General features: G+C 65.6%; 16 protein-coding genes. 4 read left to right on the top strand and 12 right to left on the bottom strand.

Features of this window, described 5'->3' with window-relative positions:
- Window positions 1–212 precede the first annotated feature (212 nt).
- The gene (locus KB874_RS09925; RefSeq protein WP_212536433.1) at window positions 213–557 is read right to left on the bottom strand and encodes a hypothetical protein; all 345 of its coding nucleotides are present in this window, start codon (window positions 555–557) and stop codon (window positions 213–215) included.
- A 1,160-nt stretch (window positions 558–1,717) separates the two neighbouring features.
- Here KB874_RS09925 and KB874_RS09930 point away from each other — a divergent pair.
- The 3 genes from KB874_RS09930 to KB874_RS09940 are packed head-to-tail and all read left to right on the top strand — an operon-like array spanning window position 1,718 to window position 5,858.
- The gene (locus KB874_RS09930; RefSeq protein ID WP_212536434.1) at window positions 1,718–2,914 is read left to right on the top strand and encodes an FAD-dependent oxidoreductase; all 1,197 of its coding nucleotides are present in this window, start codon (window positions 1,718–1,720) and stop codon (window positions 2,912–2,914) included.
- A 16-nt stretch (window positions 2,915–2,930) separates the two neighbouring features.
- The gene (locus tag KB874_RS09935; protein ID WP_212536435.1) at window positions 2,931–4,760 is read left to right on the top strand and encodes a flavin monoamine oxidase family protein; all 1,830 of its coding nucleotides are present in this window, start codon (window positions 2,931–2,933) and stop codon (window positions 4,758–4,760) included.
- Between the two features lie 15 nt (window positions 4,761–4,775).
- Window positions 4,776–5,858, top strand: coding sequence for a peroxidase, FMP-type (locus KB874_RS09940; protein ID WP_212536436.1), 1,083 nt, complete (start codon window positions 4,776–4,778; stop codon window positions 5,856–5,858).
- A gap of 533 nt (window positions 5,859–6,391) precedes the next feature.
- On the opposite strand, the gene KB874_RS09945 is transcribed toward KB874_RS09940, so the two are convergent.
- Genes KB874_RS09945 through KB874_RS09985 form a run of 8 tightly spaced genes read right to left on the bottom strand, consistent with a single transcriptional unit; the run spans window position 6,392 to window position 17,633 of the window.
- Complete coding sequence (locus tag KB874_RS09945) at window positions 6,392–8,038, bottom strand: flotillin family protein (protein ID WP_212536437.1); 1,647 nt, start codon at window positions 8,036–8,038, stop codon at window positions 6,392–6,394.
- A gap of 37 nt (window positions 8,039–8,075) precedes the next feature.
- Window positions 8,076–9,992, bottom strand: coding sequence for a dioxygenase family protein (locus tag KB874_RS09950; protein WP_212536438.1), 1,917 nt, complete (start codon window positions 9,990–9,992; stop codon window positions 8,076–8,078).
- On the bottom strand, window positions 9,992–12,877 hold the full coding sequence (locus KB874_RS22865; protein ID WP_249200398.1) for an FAD-dependent monooxygenase: 2,886 nt from the start codon (window positions 12,875–12,877) through the stop codon (window positions 9,992–9,994). Before KB874_RS22865 ends, KB874_RS09950 begins: the two co-directional genes overlap by 1 nt.
- The gene (locus KB874_RS09965) at window positions 12,877–13,743 is read right to left on the bottom strand and encodes a branched-chain amino acid ABC transporter permease (protein ID WP_212536439.1); all 867 of its coding nucleotides are present in this window, start codon (window positions 13,741–13,743) and stop codon (window positions 12,877–12,879) included. The genes KB874_RS22865 and KB874_RS09965 overlap by 1 nt, the downstream gene beginning before the upstream one ends.
- Complete coding sequence (locus KB874_RS09970) at window positions 13,740–14,447, bottom strand: ABC transporter ATP-binding protein (protein WP_212536440.1); 708 nt, start codon at window positions 14,445–14,447, stop codon at window positions 13,740–13,742. The genes KB874_RS09965 and KB874_RS09970 overlap by 4 nt, the downstream gene beginning before the upstream one ends.
- Window positions 14,444–15,160: an ABC transporter ATP-binding protein gene (locus tag KB874_RS09975; protein ID WP_346346536.1), complete on the bottom strand. Its 717-nt coding sequence runs from the start codon at window positions 15,158–15,160 to the stop codon at window positions 14,444–14,446. Before KB874_RS09975 ends, KB874_RS09970 begins: the two co-directional genes overlap by 4 nt.
- A 54-nt stretch (window positions 15,161–15,214) precedes the next feature.
- Window positions 15,215–16,519 carry an ABC transporter substrate-binding protein gene (locus KB874_RS09980; RefSeq protein WP_212536441.1) on the bottom strand — a complete coding sequence of 435 codons (1,305 nt, stop codon included), beginning with the start codon at window positions 16,517–16,519 and terminating at the stop codon, window positions 15,215–15,217.
- 43 nt (window positions 16,520–16,562) lie between these two features.
- On the bottom strand, window positions 16,563–17,633 hold the full coding sequence (locus KB874_RS09985; protein WP_346346537.1) for a maleylacetate reductase: 1,071 nt from the start codon (window positions 17,631–17,633) through the stop codon (window positions 16,563–16,565).
- Between the two features lie 94 nt (window positions 17,634–17,727).
- Between KB874_RS09985 and KB874_RS09990 the strand changes: the two genes are divergently transcribed.
- A complete protein-coding gene (locus KB874_RS09990) occupies window positions 17,728–18,645 on the top strand; it encodes a LysR family transcriptional regulator (RefSeq protein ID WP_212536442.1) in 918 nt (305 codons plus the stop codon).
- A gap of 11 nt (window positions 18,646–18,656) precedes the next feature.
- Here the strand turns inward: KB874_RS09990 and KB874_RS09995 are convergent, their stop codons facing one another.
- From KB874_RS09995 to KB874_RS10005, 3 genes are read right to left on the bottom strand one after another with little or no spacing between them, the layout of a single operon-like run.
- Window positions 18,657–19,184, bottom strand: coding sequence for an NADPH-dependent FMN reductase (locus tag KB874_RS09995; protein ID WP_212536443.1), 528 nt, complete (start codon window positions 19,182–19,184; stop codon window positions 18,657–18,659).
- A gap of 18 nt (window positions 19,185–19,202) precedes the next feature.
- Window positions 19,203–20,516 carry a TRAP transporter large permease gene (locus tag KB874_RS10000; protein ID WP_212536444.1) on the bottom strand — a complete coding sequence of 438 codons (1,314 nt, stop codon included), beginning with the start codon at window positions 20,514–20,516 and terminating at the stop codon, window positions 19,203–19,205.
- A complete protein-coding gene (locus KB874_RS10005) occupies window positions 20,513–21,052 on the bottom strand; it encodes a TRAP transporter small permease subunit (RefSeq protein ID WP_212536445.1) in 540 nt (179 codons plus the stop codon). The genes KB874_RS10000 and KB874_RS10005 overlap by 4 nt, the downstream gene beginning before the upstream one ends.
- Window positions 21,053–21,059: the final 7 nt, after the last annotated feature.

Genomic DNA, 21,059 nt, shown 5'->3' on the forward strand with positions numbered 1-21,059 from the left:
CAGTTCCGCGAGCGAAGCTTGCGATCGCTGTATTGCAGCTCTGACGGCGTGCGTGGTCGTGGCGCAGCCGTGACGAACTTGTCCCATAGTGCTTCCTTCCATTCCTGCGAAAGGATCACACCAACAAACCGTGGGATCAAACACCTAGCCCCCGGTCTAGCGAAACGCTTTGCGATTGGCGGCATGGATGCGCCACGTCAGATCGCCAAGTGTCAGACGGCAAGCCTCGGGTACGTCGGTGGTGATCGGCCCTTTGGCACCATTGTCCAGCCGCCGTGCAACGCGAAGAATGATGCCACCGGCAGCCATCTCCACTGGTCCTCGCAGCTCTCCCGGTCGCGAAAGCGGATTTCGGTGGGCATATAGGCGGATATACAGCCATCCTCGCCCACCTTGAAGGCGATGGTCGACCGGATCACTGTTTCCGCTGTCCCGTGGGAAGAATAGTCGTTCTGTTCCCAGTGAAAATTCACCATCGGCTTATCGAGTTGCCCGAAACGAGCAGGTGCCAGCGGCGGACAAATCCAGAGTTCTTCGATGGCAGCGTTTGTCGTCATCCTGCGTCCTCCCGGTGCATCTCGATACAGGAAACAAAGTCTGGTCAGAAACGGCATTCTCGACTGCTGGCGGCACCCCATTCAACCCAACATGTGTCGATGCTTGATTCGCCCACCCCAATACGGAAAATACCGAGCGCTTTGCCAAAATCCTCAAAAGGCTTCACAAATAACACTTGCTCCCCAAAGTCATTCCGCCTTCACGCAGAGCGGAATTTCTCCATTGCATCACCGGCGGGTGAGAGAAAAAATCATGACTCCCTTTGCAACAATCATGCCGCCAATACGCATATCGCGGCAGAGCAACTCTCATGCGAGGAGCAGACACTCGCAACCGCTTTTCAACGCCAGGCCCCTGGCTCCGAGTGACACACTCCTCGTGCATGCCGGGCACCACGCCATGGCCGGCATCGGCGACCGTAAGGAGGTGTTCCAGATGACCGCATCAGCCTGGACACCGTCAACCCTGAGTTGCTGCTTCCTCAGAAACCCTCATCGACAGGGACCGCTTCACCCACATTGAATCCCCCCTCCGCGGCGATAGCGGTGGCGATACTTTCTTTGTCTACAAGGCATTTCCCCAAACCGATCTGACCTCGTCCGAAGCCTGCTGCGCCGTTCTCAACGGCAAGAAGTTCGGCGCTTTCAGCGGTCAGAAAGCGGTCTCTCGGCAACCCAGTCCCTCAAGGGTTGACGAAGACGCCCGTCTGTCCGCGACATGAGAGGAACCGGGGGCGCCGTGTTGCACGGCCTCGGGACCCATTGCGCGCCGCAGCGCAGTTTCCTTGACAGACTGCAGCCATGTGATGAATGGTTGTGCGACGAGAATCAATACAACCTTTTGGTGATCCCTCTTCCTTTCGCGTTTGAGGGGGTCACTATTGAAACTGCGCACGTGTTCTTATTGTGGTTTTTTCGAATGGTATCGCTGCATTGATAGAAAGAAAGGACCTTTCAATTCAGCGTAACCGATAGTTCATTCGTCGCCCCACATAAGACATCATGCAATCGATGAGCGCACGAATAGGATGAAATGATTCCAGCTCGGCGCAGGGTCTCTTGAAGGAGGGGCGCGGCGATTATCCACCGCCCATATGCGGCGAAACGGTTCAGGCCCGAAATGCCGAAAAACGGCAGAGGGCGTCAGGGGGGACATCGATATGCCCGACGAAAGCTTCGATCTGATCGTGATCGGCGGCGGCGCAATCGGACTTTCAACAGCCTGGAACGCCGCCCGGCGCGGGTGGCGGACGCTGGTGTTGGAAAAATACGGCGTGTTGAACGATGACGGCAGTTCCGCCGGGGCCTCTCGGCAATTCCGCCTGCAATATGCGCAACGCTACATGGCTGAACTGTCGCTGGCGTCACAGACGTTCTGGGCAGAGCTTCAGGGTCACACGCAGAAGACCCTGATCCGGCAGAACGGCAGCCTCTGGTTCGGGGACCCCAGTCTCGATTCGCAGGAAGGCGGGATCGCGGCGGCCGAAAAGGTCATGGATGCCCTGCACATCCCCTACACGAAACTGACCGCAGCCCAGATCGAGGCACGCTTTCCTTTCAAGGCCTTGCCACAGGACTACGAAGGCTTTTTCCAGGCCAGCGGCGGAATCATCGACCTGAAGGCAACAGAAGAGGCGGCGCTGGATGCTGCCCTTGCTACGGGACTGGTGGAAATCCATGAATGGGAACCCGCGACCGACATGACGGAGAGCGGCGCGGGAGTCACGGTCAGGACGGCAAGCGGCAGTTATTACGGCGCCCGGCTTGCCATCTGTGCCGGCGCCTATGTCAACGATACGTTGAAACCTCTGGGTCTCTCGCTGGGCATCGACATCTGGCAGATGTCCTCGGCCTATTTCGCCGTGACCGCGCCTGCCACGCATCTGCCGACGTGGTTTGTCTTCCAGTCGCCGAGCGACAGTGCCCTGTTCTACGGATTCCCCGAAGTCGACTGGGCACATCCCGGCTATGCCCGCGTCGCCACCGACTTCCCCGACAGGATCCTGGCAGATCCCGCCCAGCGCAGCTTTGCACCCAACGCCAAAAGCCTCGAACTGAATGCGCAATGGGTCAGGGACCACATGACCGGCCTCGACCCGTCGCCGCGCTTCACCTCGACCTGTCTGATCGCCTTGGCCAAGGACCCCTCGCGCGAATTGCTGCTCGACTATACGCCTGCCTGGGGCAGCCCGCATTCCAACATCGTGACCTACACAGCCGGCTGGGCCGGCAAGTACATCCCCATCATGGGGGACATGATCGTCCAGATGCTGAGCGCGCCGAAAACCGAGCTGGTCTACGGCCACTACAGCATCCCTCTGAACAAATTCTCGATCGACTGGAACCAAGCGACATGAGGCCCGGAGAGATGTCATGACACAGACCTACGCAATCTTCGGAGCGGGCCCCGCCGGGCTCTATACCGTGTGGCGGCTCCTGACCGGTGGCAAGGCCGTCGCGGGGGACACGATTACGCTATACGAATGGGGCACTTACGATTTCGAGGGCAACGGCTTGCACCGGCAGCCCGCCGGCCGCATCTGCTCGCACCACGTCCGCACGGCCTCGGGAGAGGGGCAGGATCTGAACGCCACCTACATCGAGATCGGCGGGATGCGCTTCAGTGAATGGGACCTGACGCAGTTCGAGACCGGCCAGGACGGCCAGCCCACCGATACGCCCTCAGCGGGCCACCGTCTCGTGACCCAGACGATCTGGAATCTCGGGTTGCACGACGACGTGAGGGACTTTCTGACCACGACGAACCCGCTGTTCTTTCTGCGCGGCGAGCATTTCTATCAGAACCAGATCGGACCCGGGCAGGACGAGGTCAAGGCGCCCTACGACACCCCGGGCAACAACGCGGCACCGGCCTCGGATCTCTTTACCAACATCTCGAACCTTGTCACCGGCGGGGCCGACCTGAAGACCCGGACCGACCAGTGCCACTTCTACGCCAAGGGCACGCTGCCGGACAGTTTCAACTCCTTCGTCTACGATCCGGGAAACATCGTCAGCAACATCGGCTATTGGAATGTCTTCTATGACCAGGCCGGCAACGAAGGCTTCAACTACGCCGCCGACGCCGGCGGCTACAGTTCGAATGTCATCAACTGGAACGCCGCCGACGCGGCTTTCTACAACGGCGAATTCGCCCCCGGCGACAAGTTCAAGACAATCGCCGGCGGCTATTCCCGCCTCTTCGTCGAACTCTACCAAAAGGCACAGGAAGCGGCCGTAGAACAGGGTGTGACGCTTGAACTGAAACAGGGCACCCGGCTGCACTCGATCTGGATGCAGGGCGGCGCGGTCACCTACAGGCTTGCAACCGCGCAGGACCCTTACACGGCGGATGGGAACACGCTCACCGCCGACTGCGCCTTCCTTGCCATGCCGCCCGAGGCGGTCGAACTGGTCGCCCAGGCCAGTCGCTATACCGGTGTGCCCGCGGGCGGCACGGATTTCCTGAATGCACCGAATGTCGCCAACTACCTCGACTCCGTCGTGCGGCAGCCCTCCTACAAGGTGGCGATGTTCTTTGACCGGCCATGGTGGACGGAAGCGACCTATCCGCCGGATCTGACCTCCTCCGGCAGCCAGAGTGACGATGTCTTTGGGCCGACGATCACCGATCTGCCCCTGCGCCAGATCTATTATTTCGGCAATAACGCCCTGAAGGACTACGAAGGGCCACCGGTCTACGGCGTCCTTGCCTCTTACGACGACGAACGCTTTGTCGAATTCTGGCGTCAGCTAGAACTCTCGGTCGATGACCGACGCGAGGTCGCCGGGTATCGCAACCTGCAACCGCTCGAAGGCGGCCAGGAAGCCCCACCCGAGATGGAGCGGATGCTGCGCCTCCAACTGGCCAAGGTCCACTACGGTGACCCGGACGCAGCGCACCTCATCCCGCAGGCCAGCAGCACGGTCTTCATGGACTGGGGGCGCAATCCCTTTGGTGCCGGGTATCACGCCTGGGCCGCGCATTTCGACATCTGCGATGTCATGCATCGGCTTCGCGCGCCCGCGGACCTGGCCGGCCAGACCGGCGCGCCGGTCTACCTGATCGGTTCGGCCTTCTCGAACGACCAGGCCTGGGTCGAGGGCGCTTTCTGCACCGCCGAGTCGGTTCTGGTCGACTACCTCGACATGAAGCCCTTGATCGACACCTCGGTCTACAAGCTGATCTGTTCAACCTGCTGAAAAAGGACAAACGACATGGTCGCCATCCCTCCCAAGTTCACACCCGAAGTGTTGAAAAACCAGCAGAAACAGGCCAACTACGGGGTGCTCGAACAACTCGAAGGCACTTGGGTCAACGTCACCGCCGACCCAAAGTCCAAGATGCTCGGCGTGCACACCACCTGCCTGCCTTCCCCCGGCACGAACTCTGAAACCATCCCCGGCAAGTTCCGTTTCCTTTGTCAGAACTACACCGAGGAATTGACCTTCACTCTGGTGCAGGGCGGTGTCCGCAACCGGGCGGGCGCAAACGAACAGTTCTGCGGCGCGGTAAAGTACGACACGTCGATCCGCGATCTCGAGAACAACCTGCTGCACGAAGAAAACGGCATGTATCTCTGGCTCGACCAGATCTACAACCACGCCGCCAGCGACACATCGGTCGAGATAGACATCGGTTTTCCCGAACTCGCCTCCGGTGACGGGGCCAAGGGGCCGGTCTATGTGCCCGGCTACTCGGTCGCGCGCAGCGGAACCATCCCGCACGGCAGCACCGTCCAGATGTTCGGCAAATCTTCGAGCAACAAGGGGGCGCCGCAGTTTCCCAGCGGCCCGGCGGCCTGGGACTTCGATTTCCTCGCGATTTCACCCAGCATGGGTGGGGCGGGCACAACACCGTCGACCCCTATAGACCTTGACGCGCCACCGCCGCCCTGGGTCTTTGACACCGCGCTGCCCGCTACCGATCCCAGCGGCAACAAGACCTACACGCAGCGTATCCTGGCGCATGACCTGTATCCCTACTCGGTGCGCCCGGACCTGATCCTGCGTGACGCGATCAAGGGCCAGAAGATCAAGCAATATACCCTGATCGAAATGGACACGCGGGAATTGACAGGTCCGCAAGGCGGCATCCTCAACACGCCGCTGGTCCGGCGTTTCGTGCCGGCGGTCAAGATGGACTTACGCATGTGGATCGAAACCGTCGAGGAAGACGGCAAGGACGTCCTGCAACTGCAATACGAACAGATCGTGGATTTCGAGTTTCACTTCGGCACTGACGGCGGCGTGACACGCTGGCCGCACATCCAGGTCAACACCTTGCGCAAGAAGGCCTGAACCGGCTCGGAAAGTGCTGTCTGGCCCAGACCCTGGGCCCCCAACCGGAGCGTCGTGCACCTGCGCGGACCCCGAAATCCATCCTTGCGCGCCGGTATTGCCCGCAGCAGCCGGACCCGTGGCCTTGCTGACCCGGCAGGGCGAGGCGCTGGCGCCGACCATGGGCCCGGTCCACGGGTTGCGACGCGTCGCAACCCGTGATGACAGGTGTGCGGACGTCTTTCTGTCCGCCATCGCACCTACCGCACCCGTTGTCTGCTGGCCATGAGACCTGAGCCTCCTGGTCGAGGCTCTCGACCATCGTCAGTCCTACCGCGGCTTCGTTTCTCAACACGCGAAAGGTTTGCATACGGCAGCGGCTCTGGTGATGTGGCCGCCCACTAGCCGTGGGAATGGGCCATTGGTCCTTGTCCCGCCCGGAACCGCCCCAATCAGGACCGGTTCTCGACTTGTCCGGCAGGACGGCCGCTTCACGGTCCGAAGAGCTGGCCCTCGGGTCGGGCAAGGGGACGGCGCGCCGAGGCCGCAGGCGCTCAGTCCTTGGCGTCCTCGTCCTTCTTGACCGCCTTCATCGCGCCGCCCATGGACAGGCCCAGCTCATCCCCCAGAGTCTTGAGGGCGGGCAGTTGCACCGCCATGCCCAGGATCGAGTCCAGCGCCTGGTTGACCGGCGTCTTGCCTTCGCCGCTCCCTGACCCGCCAGCACCCGTGCCACCAAGACCGGTCACGTTGTGAATGCGGATCGACTCGATCTTTTCGGCCGGCTTGACCATCTCGGCCAGCGCCTTGGGCAGGGTCTCGATCCGGGCGAGCTCCTCCTTCATCTGGATCAGCCGGTCGCCCAGCACGTTTTCCGCCTCGTGCAGCGCGCGCGTCCCCTCTGCCTCGGCCAGCAGCGATTCCCTGCGGGCGGCAGAGCGCTGGCGGTCGGCATCGGCGTCGGCCTTGGCCGCCTCCATCCGCGCGGCGGCATGGTCGACGGAAGCGGCGCGCTCGGCCTTGGCCAACGTCAGCAGGCGCGCGCTTTCGGCCTCGGCCTTTTCCTGTGCGGACAGCAGCGCCAGCATCTTGGCGCGTTCGGCCTCGGCCAGGCGGTGTGCCGTGGCGATCGAGGCCTCGGCCTTGGCCGCCTCGGCGCGGGCCACGTCAGCGGCGGCGCGCGCGGCGCTTTCGGCGCGGGCCTTTTCGGCGATCTTGATCTGGCGGTCCTGTTCCTTCAGTTGCAGGTCCATCTCCTTGGCGATCTGGGACGCCTGCACCTCGAGGTCGCGGGCGATCTCGGCGGCGCGCACGGCGCGGTCGCGGGCGACCTCGGCCTCCTTGACCGCCTTTTCCTTGCCGATGCGCGCGGCCTCGGCCTCGCGCTCGGCGTCGGCGCGGCGGCGGGCGATTTCCGCCGTCTGCGCGGCCTTCAGCGTTTCGATTTCCTGGTGCTGGGCGATGCGGGCCTGCTGTTCGTCACGCTCGATTTCCAGCGTGCGGCGCGTCGCCTCCATCGCGGCGAGGCTGACCGCGACGCTGGTCTCGGCGTCGATCTGGGCGCGCTCCTTCTTCGACTTGGCGATGACCTCGGCCAGCTTGCGCATGCCCACCGCGTTGAAGACGTTGTTCTCGTCCAGCGCGGCAAACGGCGTCTGGTCGAGTGCCGTCAGCGAGACCGATTGCAGCCGCAGGCCGTTCTCGCCCAGGTCGTCGGCGATCAGCCCGCGCACCTCGCGGACGAACTCGGCGCGGCCCTCGTGCAGCTCGTCCAGCGTCATCTTGGCGGCGACGGCGCGCAGCGCATCGACCAGCTTGCCCTCGACCACGTCGCGCAACCGGTCGGCGTTGAAGGTGCGGTCGCCCAGCGTTTGCGCAGCCTTGGCGATGGCGGCCTCTGCCGCCTCGACCGCGACGGAAAAGCTGGCCGCGATGTCGACCCGCAGGCGGTCCTTGGTGATGAGGCTGTCCTCGCCCGAGCGTTTCACTTCGAGGCGCAGGGTGCGCATGTTCACCTCTGTCACCTCGTGGAAATACGGCAAGGCGATGGCGCCGCCCGCCATGATGATGCGCTGCCCGCCCAGGCCGGTGCGGATCAGGCTGACCTCGCGCGTGGCCTTGCGGTACAGCCGCGCAAGGATCACCACGACGACGATGGCCAGGACGACAAGAACGACGAGGGTGGTCAACAGGCCGGACATGGCAGCTTCCTCTCTCCAGATGTGACGGGCGCGCGCATCACGAGGACCGCGCCAGGACGAAATCGTAATCGACGCACCAGGCGCCTTGCGGCACCGGCTTGCCGTCGGGCGCGCGCTGGCCGTCGCGCTTCTCGAAGGGCACGACCAGCGACTGTTTCACGCCAAAGACCGGGTCGGCGTCCAGGTAGGGGTCGCCATCGACGAACAGCATGGTGGTCAGCCGCCGGTATCCCGGCGCCTCGATCCGCACATGGACATGGGCGGGCCGCATGATGTTGCGCCGCGCGGTGTGCAGCAGTTGACCCACGGTGCCATCGTCCGGGATCGGGTAGCTTTCGGCGAGGATCGAGGTGAACCAGACCCGCCCCTGCGAGTCCGACCGGAACAGCCCGCGCATCGCCGCCTCGACCCCGTCCATCAGGATATCGTATCCGCCATCGCCATCGGCATGCCAGATGTCCACCCTGGCGCCCGCGATGGGCCGCCCCTCGGTGTCCAGCACACGGGCGTTGAAGAACATCGGCGCGCCCTTGATGCCCGCCGAAATGTCGGCACCGTTCTCGAAGGTCGGGCGCGGATCGACATAGAACGGCCCGAGAACCGAGTTTTCCGTGGCCCCCGACGGAAAACGGTTGTTGATCAGGTCGACCCGCGCCGTGGCGCCCATCACGTCCGACAGAAGGATGAATTCCTGCCGCCCGCCCTTGGACAGGTGGCCGGTTTTCGTCAGGAACTCGATCCCCCATTCCCATTCCGCCTCGGTCGGCTGCACTTCTTCGAGGAAGGCGTGCAGATGGCGGGTAAAGGCGTTCAGCACCGCGCGGGCACGCGGGTTCTGCGTGCCTTTCATGGTCGCCAGCACCGCGCCGGTCAGGCTTTCCTCGCGGATATCGCGGCCATGTCCTTCGACCGCCGCCACGGTGCGTTTCGTCGCGCGCTGCGGCGCCTCGGGCTTTTTCGCCTGCGGCGCGGCGACGTATTCCGATACGGGAAAACCCGGCCAGCCCGTCACCCCCTCGCGGAACGAAGGCCGCGCCGTCAGCCGCGCGAGATAGGCCGCGACGCGGGGTCGGGGCGTTTCGTTCAGCGGATGGCCGCCCTCCCAGGCGAAACCCATGCCCAGCCACTGCATCCGGTAAAGCGTCGCCGCCCACCAGATATCGGCCAGCGTGAAGGCATCGAACAGCCAGTCCTGCCCATCCTTCAGCTGCCCGTCCAGCGCCGCCACGCCCGCCACCATCTCGGCCACCGCGTCGCGCATCAGGGTGCCGTCGCGCACGTAATGGCGCCCGGCCGCCTCCTTGCGGATCTTGGCGTCGTAGGCGGCGATCAGTTTCGGATGACCGACCGACAGGGAACGCCCCTCCATCAGCTTGAGGATCTTGGTGTCATGGGCGCCCGCCAGCGCCTCGCGCAGCGCCTTGGGGCGGAAATCGCCGTCGGGATGGGCGCCATACATGATGGCGATCTGCGGCAGGGAATCGGCGGTGGCGCAGGCGCGGTCCACCTCACGTTTCAGCCTCGCAGGGATCAGTTCGGGCCCGGCGCAGGTCCGGTCAAGGAAACCGGCGATGGCCAGTGCGTCGACATGCACGCGGCCCTCGTCCAGATCGACGAGCGTCGGCACCGCCACCGGGTCGACCCCTTCGGTAGCGACCGAGGACCGCCCGGTGAACCCGTGCACCATCTCGCGCCCCTGCACCCCTTGCAGGCGCAGACGGACGTAATCGGGATGGGTGTTTTCCATCCGGGGCGGCAGGATCTCCATGTCGCGCACGGCGAACCCTGCGCCCTTTTCCAGCAGCACCATGCGCAGCTTTTGCGTGCAGATGGAAAAGGCGCTGCCATAAAGCACGAAGCGCGGGCTGCCCCCGCCGACCGCGCGCATGCGAAGCGGGTCGGCAATGGCCGCATCGGCGGCGGTGACGTAATCCCTGATCGTCCGGTCTGCCATTACGCCCTCCCAAGGATGCGGCGCATCACGCGCGTCAGTTCCACCGTGGGCTCTGCGGACAGCATCTGCGCCCGCCATCCCACATGGGCGTCGGGCCGCACCAGCACGCAGCCCGAATCCGACACTTCCGAGACCATTGCCCAGTCCCCGAACGTGTCGGCCACGGCGCAGCCCGGCCCGATCTGGAGCGCGGGCAGGTCAAGGCCAAGCTCGGCCCCGGCGCGCGCCGCCGCCTCGACCCAGCTTGCCCCCGAAACACCCGTCAGCAGCACGAAGCGCCCCCGCCCCACCAGATCCAGCGTCGAGACCTTGCGCCCCTCGTGTTCCAGCCAGACATGCGGCAGGCGCGCGCCAGGCCAAGTGGTGGCGTGGTAATACAGTTCCCGGTCACGGGTGTATTCAGGTTCCGGCGTCCCGTCGGACACCACCGCACCGCTGCGATAGCGTTGGCCCATCTCGACGCCGTGGCAGTTGAACTCGTAGGACTTGTTGCGGATCTGCTTGTTCAGCGCCTTGCGCTGTGCCTCGGCCTCGACCGTGGACATCTTGCGCTTGTCGAGGCGGCGTTTCATTTCCTCGTCGGTCGAGACGCCGGTGATGCCCAGCGTCTCGAAGATCGGCAGCGTGTCCTCGATGGACTTGTTGGCGCGGGTAACGATCTGCTTGCCGACCGGCTGACGTTCGTCGTTGTAGCTGTCCAGCAGAGACGGGTCGGCCTTGGCCTTCAGCACATGGGCCAGCTTCCACGCGAGGTTGTAGGCATCCTGAATCGACGTGTTGGACCCCAGCCCGTTGGTCGGCGGGTGCCGGTGCACCGCGTCGCCCATGCAGAAGACGCGCCCCTTCGAGTATTGCCGCGCGACGATGTTGTTCACCGTCCAGTAGCTGACGCGCGTGACCTTCAGCGGCACTTCCTCGCCGATCAGGCGGAACAGGATCTGGCGGATTTCCTCTTCGGAGTAATCCGGACGGCCCGCGCTGACGTCGTAGTTCCACATGCCCAGCCACTTGTGCCAGGGCCGGATCATCCGCAGCACGCCCGCGCCGATGCCGCCCGCCGCGCCCGGCTGGAATACCCAGTAAAGGACCGAGGGGCGGTGCGCGACAAGATGCGTCAGGTCGGCGTCAAACTCGATGTTCATCGAGCCCGCCAGCCCCTCCTTGCCGTCCAGCGGCAGGCCCAGATCCTTGACGATCTGGCTGCGCCCGCCATCCGCGCCGATCATGTATTTCGCCCGGATGCGATAGGTCTGGTTGGCGACCCGGTCGCGCACCGTGGCGACGACACCGTTTTCGTCCTGCGTATGGCTCAGGTATTCCGTCTTGAACCGGGCAAGACAGCCCTCGCGCATCGCCTTGCCGAAGATGATCGGCTCCAGCATGGTTTGTGGAATGTCGACGATGCGCGACGGGCTGGCCAGTTCGTAATCGGCGCGGCGGTTGGGATGGTTGCCCCAGGTCAGCAGGCGGCCCACCTCCTCGCCCGCAAGCGAAGTGCAGAAGACGTTGTTGCCCATCAGGTCCTGCGGAACGGCGTCCTGGTAGACCTCGTCCTCGACCCCCAGTTCGCGAAGCACCTCCATCGTTCGCTGGTTGGTGATGTGGGCGCGCGGCATGTTGGCGAGCCAGCTGTATTTCTCGATCATCACGTTCGGGATGCCGTAGGAGGACAGCAGCGCGGCGGAGCTTAGCCCCGCCGGGCCCGAGCCCACGATCAGAACGTCGGTTTCGATATCGAACATCGTCGTCACCTCATTGGGCAGGTCCGCCCCGCTGACGCCCGGGGGCGCGGGGGTCTTCATCTCCTGCACGGGTCGCGTGTAGTCAGGCACCGGCGTATCCGGCCCGATCAGCCGCCGCCGCGTCGGGAACAGCGAAAAGTCGTAGCGCGCCACGACCCAGCCCCACAGTCCCTTTGGCGCGACCAGCATCACCAGGATCGCCAGCGCGCCCAGCACCATCAGGTACCAGGTGCCGTATTGCGACAGCCAGCTTTGCAGGGCGAGCAGGATAAGTGCACCCAGGATCGGCCCCTCGATCGTGCCGATGCCGCCGATGACCACGATGAACAGGACGAAGGCCGTCCAGTCGATCACGGAAAAGGCCGATTGCGGCGTGATCGAGGCCGACTGGAAAAAGATCAGCCCGCCCGCCAGCGCCGCGCCCGTGGCGGCAAAGACGTAGACCGCGAATTTCGCGCGGGTTGTATCCACGCCGACGCTTTCGGCGGCGTCCGGGTTGTCGCGGATGGCCGACAGGGCGAGGCCATTGCGGGTGCGCAGGAACAGGTACATCGCCCCGATCACCACCACCGCCAGAATCAGCGCCATCCAGTAGGCGACGATGTCGCGCGCCGCGCTGGAGCGCACGTCGAACACCTCGGCCACCCACTCCAGCCCGGCGATGGACCGCGCCACCTCCGAGGGCAGCGACGTGCCAGTGCCCCCGCCCAGTGCCTTCCACTGGGCAAACAGCAGGCGATAGACCTCGGCCGCGACCCAGGTGCCGATGGCGAAATAGGCGCCTTGCAGGCGAAAGACGATGAAGGCGGTGGGGATACTCAGGACCGCGCCCACCACGCCCGCCAGCAGGATGGCCAGCATCGGGTTCAGCCCGCCCAGGATCGCCAGCCCGTAGCCCGCGTAGGCGCCAAGGCCGACATAAGCCTGCTGGCCGATGCTGACCAATCCGCCGTAGCCCGCCAGCAGATTCCAGCACTGCGCCAGCGCGATCATCGTCAGCAGGAAGAACAGGTCCTGCAGGACCGAGCGTGAGACAAAGGCCGGCGCGAGCGCCAGCGCGACCACCACGACCGCCATCACCCACAGCGCCACGGTCGAGGCGCGGGTGGATTTCGCCACGGTGTATTTCGACGCGTCCACCATCAGTCGACATGCCTCGGGAACAGGCCGCGCGGGCGCAGCACCAGAACGACCAGGAACACGACGTGTCCCGCCAGCGTCTGCCACTCCGGCGAAATCTGCGCACCCACGGTCTGCGCCAGGCCCAGGATCACGCCGCCCGCCAGCGTCCCCCAGAAGCTGCCCAAGCCGCCGATGATGACCGCCTCGAAGGCGAAGATCAGGCGCGACGGGCCGATCAGCGGGTCAAAGGTGGCGCGGGCACCCAGGTAGAGGCCCGCAATCGCCACCACGACCAGCGCCAGCGCCATGGCGAGGGCAAAGATGCGGTTGTTGTCGATGCCCATCAGTTGCGCGATCTCGGGCTTGTCCGACGTGGCGCGAAAGGCGCGGCCCAGCTCGGTCCGGTAGAACAGCCAGTTTAGGAACAGGATCACCAGCACCGCCGAGGCGAAGGTCATCAGCGGGATCACCCCGACCGCCAGCCCGCCGCCCAGCGGCACGGAGGCACTAGACAGCGCCCCGAAGTCGAGCCGCTGGGTATCCGCCGAGAAGGCCTCGAGCATCCCGTTCTGAAGGATGATCGACAGGCCGAACGTGACCAGCAGGGGCGGCAGGATGTCCTTGCCCAGCGTGCGGTTCAGCAGAAGGCTTTGCAGCAGGTAACCCAGGCCAAACATGACGACCCCCGCCACCACGGCGGCCAGCAGGATCGGCAGGCCCAGCGCATCGACGCCGATCAGCACGGCGAAGGCGCCGACCACCATGAAATCGCCATGGGCAAGGTTCACCAGCCGCATGACCCCGAAGATCAGGCTGAGGCCCGTGGCGAACAGCGCGTAAAGCCCGCCCAGCAGCACGCCTTGCAGGATCGTGTCGAGAACGATCATCGCCCGCCTCCGAAATAGGCCGCGCTGATCTGGTCGCGGCTCAGCGCCTCGGGCCGCCCGGTCAGGGTGACGCGGCCTTCCAGCAGGCAATAGACCCGGTCCGACACCGCCAGCGCCTGGCCGATATTCTGTTCCACCACCATCACGCTGGCTCCCTCGGCGCGGATCGCGTCCAACGCGGCGTAGATGTCCTTGATGATCGCCGGGGCGAGGCCGAGGCTGATCTCGTCACACAGCAGCAGGCGCGGGTTCGACATCAGCGCCCGGCCCAGCGCCACCATCTGCTGCTGCCCGCCCGAAAGCGAGGTCGCCGCCTGTTTGCGCCGCTCCTTGAGAATGGGAAACAGGCGATAGACGGCGTCGAGGCTCCAGGCCCCGCGCACCTTGCGCCCGTAATTCCCGATGAGCAGGTTTTCCTCGACGTCGAGCGACGGGAACAGCTGCCGCCCCTCGGGCACCAGGGCGATGCCGCGCGCCATGATCTCGGCCGGTTTCATCCCGCCGATGGGCTTGCCGTCGAAGGTGATGGCCTCGCGCTGCGCGCTCCGGCGGCCGGTGATCGCCCCCATCAGCGTCGACTTGCCCGCGCCATTGGCGCCGACGATGGCGATGGTCTCGCCCTCGTCCACGTGCAGGTCGATGCCGAAAAGCGCCTGGAAATCGCCGTAGAAGGCGGTCAGGCCATGGGTTTCGAGCAGCTTCATGCCTCGATCCCCAGGTAGACCCGGCGCACCGCGTCGCTTTCCATCACCGCCTGCGGGTCGCCCTCGCCGATCACCTTGCCGAAGTCGATGGCGACCAGCCGCGTCACCACGGCCAGCAGCGCGTGGGTCACATGCTCGATCCAGACGATGGTGGTGCCCGAGGCGTTCACTTCGCGGATCGTGGCAATCAGGGACGCGCATTCCGCGTCCGTCAGCCCGCCCGCGATCTCGTCCAGCAGCAGCAGGCGCGGTTTCGTCGCCAGCGCCCGCGCCATCTCCAGCCGCTTGCGTTCCAGCAGCGACAACGCGCCCGCGGGCAGGTTCGCCTTGGACAGCAGGCCGGTGCGGTACAGCACGTCGACGACATGGGCCTGTTCCGCCCGCTCCGAGCCGCCCGCGCCGAAACAGGCCGCGACCGAGACGTTCTCGTAAGTCGTCATGTGCTCGAAGGGCTGCGGGATCTGGAAACTGCGCCCGATGCCCGCATGCACCCGCTTGCGCGCGGGCATCCGAGTGATGTCGGTGCTGTCCAGCCGGATCGTCCCCGCATCCGGGGCGAGCCGCCCCGCGATCAGGTTGAACAGCGAGGACTTGCCCGCGCCATTTGGCCCGATGATGCCCAGCGCCTCGCCCTCGGCCACGTCGAGCATGATGTCGTCGGCCACGACGACCGCCCCGAAGGCGCGCCTGAGATTGCGGATTTCCAGCAGCACGGTTCCTGCCCCTTGAAGGGCGGGCCGGATGTATCCCCGGCCCGCCGACTTGCCTTATGCAATGGCTTCCATGTCGCCGGTCACCGGGATGTCCGGATAGGTCTGGTTGTCGACGATCACCAGGCGGAAGTTGCCGTCATCACCCTTGCGCCACTGGCCGCCGACCAGCGGCGTCTTGGTCACGTTCTTCTGCGCGAAGGGCGGCAGGCCCGCGCCGTCCCACTTGATCGGCCCGACAATGGTCTGAAGGTCGGTCGCGGCGATGGTCGCGGCCACGCCCTGCGCATCGCGGATGTCGTCGGTGCGTTTCAGCACGTCGACCAGCACCTCGAACAGCGCGTGGACAAAGCCCAGCGGCTGGGTCCACTGGCGGCCTGTCGCCTGCTCGAACCCGGTGCAGACATCGCCTGCCGACTGGCCGGTGATCGACGAGGCGAACGGGTGCACGTTCGACCACCAGACCTCGGACGACAGGTTCTGCGCCGCATCGCCGATGGCGTTGACCGCCGAGGGGAACAGGATCGCCTTGCCGATCGAGGCGACTTTGGGCCGGTAGCCCTGCTGCGCGGCCTGCGTCCAGAAGGTGGCGAAATCGGGCGGCAGGACCACGCCGGTGACGATCTCGCAGTCGGCATCCTTGAAGGCCGAGATCTGCGCACTGAAATCGTCCTGAAGGTTCTCGTAGCGGCCCGGATCGACCAGCGTGAAATTGCCGGCGGCAAGCGGCGGCGGGAAGCCGACATTGGCATCACCCCAGGCGTTGCCGTCGGCGTCGTTCGGGAACAGCCCGCCCACGGAGCGGTTGGTTTCCAACTGGTTCCACATGTTGGTGAAGACGGCGATCACGTCTTCCAGCCCCCAGAAGGCATGGTAGGTATAGTCGAACTCGGTCCAGCTGGCCGGGTCGCCCGGGTTGCCCTGCCGCCCGATGAACCAGGGTTGCCAGGGCGCGAGCGACGAGATGCAGGGGATTTCCTCGATCTCGCAGATGGTCGAGACGGGGTTCGTCGTCTCGGGCGTGTTGCCCACCAGCATGATGTCGATCTCGTCGTCGATGATCAACTCGCGCGCGACCTCGGCGGCACGGTTCGGGTTCGACTGGCTGTCCTTCTTGATGACCTCGATCGTGTAGCTGGCCGAACCGGACTGGATGCCGCCCGCGACCGCCTGCAACACGCCCTCGATGATGAAATCGTCGACCTCGGCGAAGGCGGCCAGCGGGCCGGTCTGCGGCGTCACGTAGCCCACCCTGATCGCGCGAGCCTGCGCGTGCACCGCCGGCGCGAAAAGCCCAGTGGCGGCCAGTGAGGCCGCAGAGGTTCCGAGGAACCGGCGGCGGGTTGGTCTGTAGAGCGTCATGGTCTTTCCTCCCTTGCCCGTGCACCGGGCGTCTCGTTGGTGGTCATGCGTCGGGCCTCTGCCCGGCCCAGGCGGCGCGGATCAGCGCCGCGATGGCGTCGCGCCCGATCGGCGCGGGATTCCAGTAGGGCTGCGCCACGGCGGCGTCGGCAGCGCGATCGATACCGTCCTCGGGCATGCCGAGGTCGCGCAAGCTGTGCGGCGCGCCCAGGGCCTGCGCGAAATCCCACAGGCCCGCGCCCGGCATTTGCGCCCCCAGCGCCTCGGCCACGGGGACCAGCAACTGCGGCACGGCGCGGGCGTTGAAGGCGGTGGCATGGGGCAGGATGACCGTATGCGTCTCGGCATGCGGCAAATCATAGAGGCCGCCCAGCACATGGCAGAGCTTGTGATGCAGGGCCATGCCCGCCTGGCCCAGCACTGTCCCGCACAGCCAAGACCCCACGAAGGCGCGTTCGCGCGCCGCGATGTCGGCGGGCGCCTGCGCGATGCGCGGCAGCGCCTCGATCATCGCGCGGCAGCCTTCGGCGGCGATCATGGCGGACACCGGGTTGCGGTCGCGGGCATAGAGCCCTTCGACCGCGTGGGCCATGGCGTTGATCCCGCTGGTCACGCTCATCCCCACGGGCAGGGACAGGGTCAGTTCGGCGTCGTAGATCACCACTTCGGGGATCAGCCGGGGGCTTTTCAGCGTGGTCTTGGCGCCATCCGCCGTCTGGCCAAGGATGTTCGTCACCTCGGACCCCGCATAGGTCGTGGGCAGCGCCACCTGAGGCAGGTCGGTGCGATACGCGATGGCCTTGGACAAGCCGATGGTCGAACCGCCTCCGAAAGCCACCAGGCCGTCGACCCGCTGCTCGCGCACGATCTCCAGCGCGGCCTCGGTGGCATGGACGGGCGTGTGCATGACCGCGCCGGCGAACACGCCCAGGCAGGACTTGCCCAGCGTGCAGGCAAAGGCGTCGGCCGTCTCCTTCTGCGCCTCGGTGGACAGGACCAGCGCCCGCGTGATCCCCAGATCGCGCAGGATGTCCGGTGTCTGCCCCCGTGCGCCCCGTCCAAAGACGATGCGCGCGGGGCTACCGGTCACGTCGAATGACACTGCATCCAGCACGCGAACTCCTCCCCAAGCGGCATTTTAGGGTGTGACAGTTGATTTCGTCATATCAATTTGGTCAAAGATCATATCGAAACGATATGGTTGCCCGATGAAGATCGACCCAAAGCACCTCGCCGTGATCGAGGTCATCCGCACCGAGGCCAGCCTGACCCGCGCGGCCGAGATCCTCGGCACGTCGCAACCCGCCTTGTCGCGCACGGTCAGCGACCTGGAAATCCGCCTTGGCGCGCCGGTGTTCGACCGTGGCAGCCGGCCCTGGGCGCTGACCCGGCTGGGCGAGGTTCTGGCGCGGCAGGGCGCGACCGTGCTACGGGCGCAGGCTCGCGCGGCGCAGGAATTCGACGCCTTCCGCAGCGGCGCGCGCGGGCGGTTGCGCATCGCGGGACCGCCCTTCTTTACCGACGGGGCGGTGTCGCACATGCTGCCGGACTTTCACGAGCGATTTCCCGAAGTCGCCTTCGAACTGACCTATGGCTATGCCGAAGACCTGCGCGAGGCGGTCCGTTCCGGCCGGGCCGATCTGGCGGTCTATCCGCTGGGCATCGGCGAGATGCTCGAGGACCTGACGTTCACCCGGCTGATCGACGGGCGCAATGTCATCGTCTGCCGCGAGCGCCACCCGATCCTGCGTCTGGCCTACCCGCGCCCCCTCGCGCTGCTGGATTACGGCTGGATCATGCCGCCCGAGGGCAGCCCGCTGGCCGCCGACATGGCGGCGATCCTGTCCGACCTTCAGATGCACGAGGCGGAAATCGTGCTGCATGGCGGCTCGCTGGCCGGGGTGCTGGGTTATGTCGCGCGCTCGGACACGCTGACCGTCCTGCCCGAGGCGGTGGCGCTGACGGTGGGTCCGGTCCACGGCCTGCGCCAGGTGCCCATTGAGACGCGCACGCCCAGCCGGCCACTCGGCGTGCTGTCACGCCCGACCGCCGAACTGGGCCATGCCGCGCGCGCCTTCATCGAGCATCTGCAAACCGGGTTTAGCCGCCTGTTCGAGCGACGCTAGCGGCCAGGGTCTCAGGACAGCCGCGCCAGGAACCCAGAGAGTTGCTCCATTGCAAAGCCCAGCACGGCCTCATCCGCAAGCACCCCGTCCGTGACCTTGTCATTGGCCATGGGCACGACGATCTCCTTGCAGGGATGCACTTCGGCCAGCATCCCGTTCAGGATGTATTTCAGATGCGCCTGCGCCCGAACGCCGCCCAGCGCCCCGCCAGAGACCGAGACGACCGCGCAGGGTTTGCCCGCAAAGACCGAGGCGAAGGCCGGGCGCGAGGCCCAGTCAATCGCGTTCTTCAACACGCCGGGGACAGAGTAGTTGTATTCCGGCGTGACGAAGATCAGCCCGTCAGCCCCCTTGACCTGCGCAACGAAACCGGCGACCGCCGGGTCGTCGGTGACATCGGCATTGTAATGCGGCAGCGCGCCGATATCTGCGGTCTCGCAGGTGGCGACATCGCCGATCCGGGCGATCAGGGTACGGGTCGTGGCACGGGCGGAGGAGGCTGCGCGGAGCGATCCGGGAACGAACAGAATCTTGGGCATGGGTTTCCTTGTCTTGGGTCAGAGCCGCGCGAGCCAGGTCGCGATCGGCGGGAACAGGATAATGAGCGCGATGCAGACCAGCATCGCGAGGATGAAGGGCACCGCCCCGCGAAAGATCTCGCCGATCCCGAGGTCGGGATCGTTCATCGCCGACTTGATCGTGTAGACCGAAAGCCCGAAGGGCGGCGTCAGCAGCCCGACCTCGACCGCGATCACGGTCAGCACGCCGAACCAGATCATGTCGAACCCGGCGGCCTGCGCGATCGGCAGGGCGATGGGCAACACGATCAGCATGATCGAGATCGAGTCGATCAGGCAGCCGAGCGCGATGATGAGCAGCAGGTAAAGCAACAGGAAGCCATAGGGCCCGATGCCGCCCGCCAGGAACAACTCGGACAATTCGCGCGGCACACCGGACAGCGCCAGCATCCGGCTGAAGAAGGTGGCGGCGAGGATCAGGAACAGCACCGAGACGGTGATCTGCCCGGTTTCCACCAGCAAACCCCAGAAGGTCTTGCGATCCAGCGAGCGGCGCATCAGCGCAATCACCAGCGCGCCAAAGGCCCCGGCGGCACCGGCCTCGGTCGGGTTCAGGAAGCCGCCGTAGAGACCGCCGAGGACCAGCACCATCAGCGACAGGATCGGCAGTGCCTTGCGCAGCAGTTCGGACAGGCCGATGGGCGCATCCTCGCCCGCCTTGTCCTCGGCCTCGAAGACAAAGGAGGGGCGCGCATAGGCCAGCAGCAGGATGGTGACGCAGAACACAGCCGACAGCAGCAGGCCGGGCCCGATCCCCGCCAGGAACATCCGCCCCACCGACTGCTCGGCCAGCACGGCATAGACGATCATCAGCAGCGAGGGCGGGATCAGCATGCCCAGCACGGACGACCCCGCCACGACACCCGTGGCAAAGCGGCTGGTATAGCCGTGGCGCCGCATCTCGGGCACCGCGATGCGGCTGAATACGGTGGCCGAGGCGATGGAGATTCCGGTGATCGAGGCGAAGACCGCGTTGGCGAACACCGTTGCCATGCCCAGCCCCGCCGAAACCCGCCGCATCAGCCGCTGGAATACGTCGAACGTATCGCGCCCGACCCCCGAGACAGTCACCAGCAGCCCCATCAGCACGAACAGCGGCACGACGGCAAAGAGATATTCCTCGAGGCTGTCATTGGCGACCTGCGCCATCATGCGCGTGGCCACCGTGTCGTTGCGGATCAGCGCGACGCCGGCAAAGCTGACCGACAGCATGCCGATGCCGATGGGCAGACCGATGGCGATCAGCACCAGCAGCGCGAAGATCGCGTAGATCCCGATTTCGAGCGGAGTCATGCCTGCCCCCTGACCGCACGGCGCAGCGCCGAGAGCGTGGCGAAGGCGAATTCGATCGCCGCGATGGTGAAGCCCGCCAACACCAGCAGGCGAAAGGGCCAAGTGGGCAGCGTGGCGATGCCCGGCACGCCGATGAATTCGGCCGCGTTCCAGTCCTTTTCAAAGACCCGCAGCGTGGCAAAGGCGATGATGCCCAGGATCACCGCGCCCAGCGCGTTGAACGCCGCGCGCAGCAGGGCTGCCGCGCGGGGCGACCGCGCCTGAAGCGCCAGCAGCAGGAACTCCGCGCGTGCCAGCCGGCGCGCCCGGATCGTTGCCCCGAGTTGCAGCGCCACCAGCGTCACCACCAGCAGCGCGCCCGCCTCGGACACCAGGGGCAGCGAGGCGCCCATGGCGTTCCGGGCGACGATGTCGGCGCAGATGATGACCATCAGCACGCCGATCATCAGGGTTCCGACCGCGGCCACGCCATCGACGACCGCACCCCAGAGGCGCGAGACCGCGCCCCCTTCCCTGTCCTGATTGTCCGCGGTCATGGCCCGG

Source organism: Thetidibacter halocola, assembly GCF_018224955.1.
Classification (GTDB): domain Bacteria; phylum Pseudomonadota; class Alphaproteobacteria; order Rhodobacterales; family Rhodobacteraceae; genus Thetidibacter; species Thetidibacter halocola.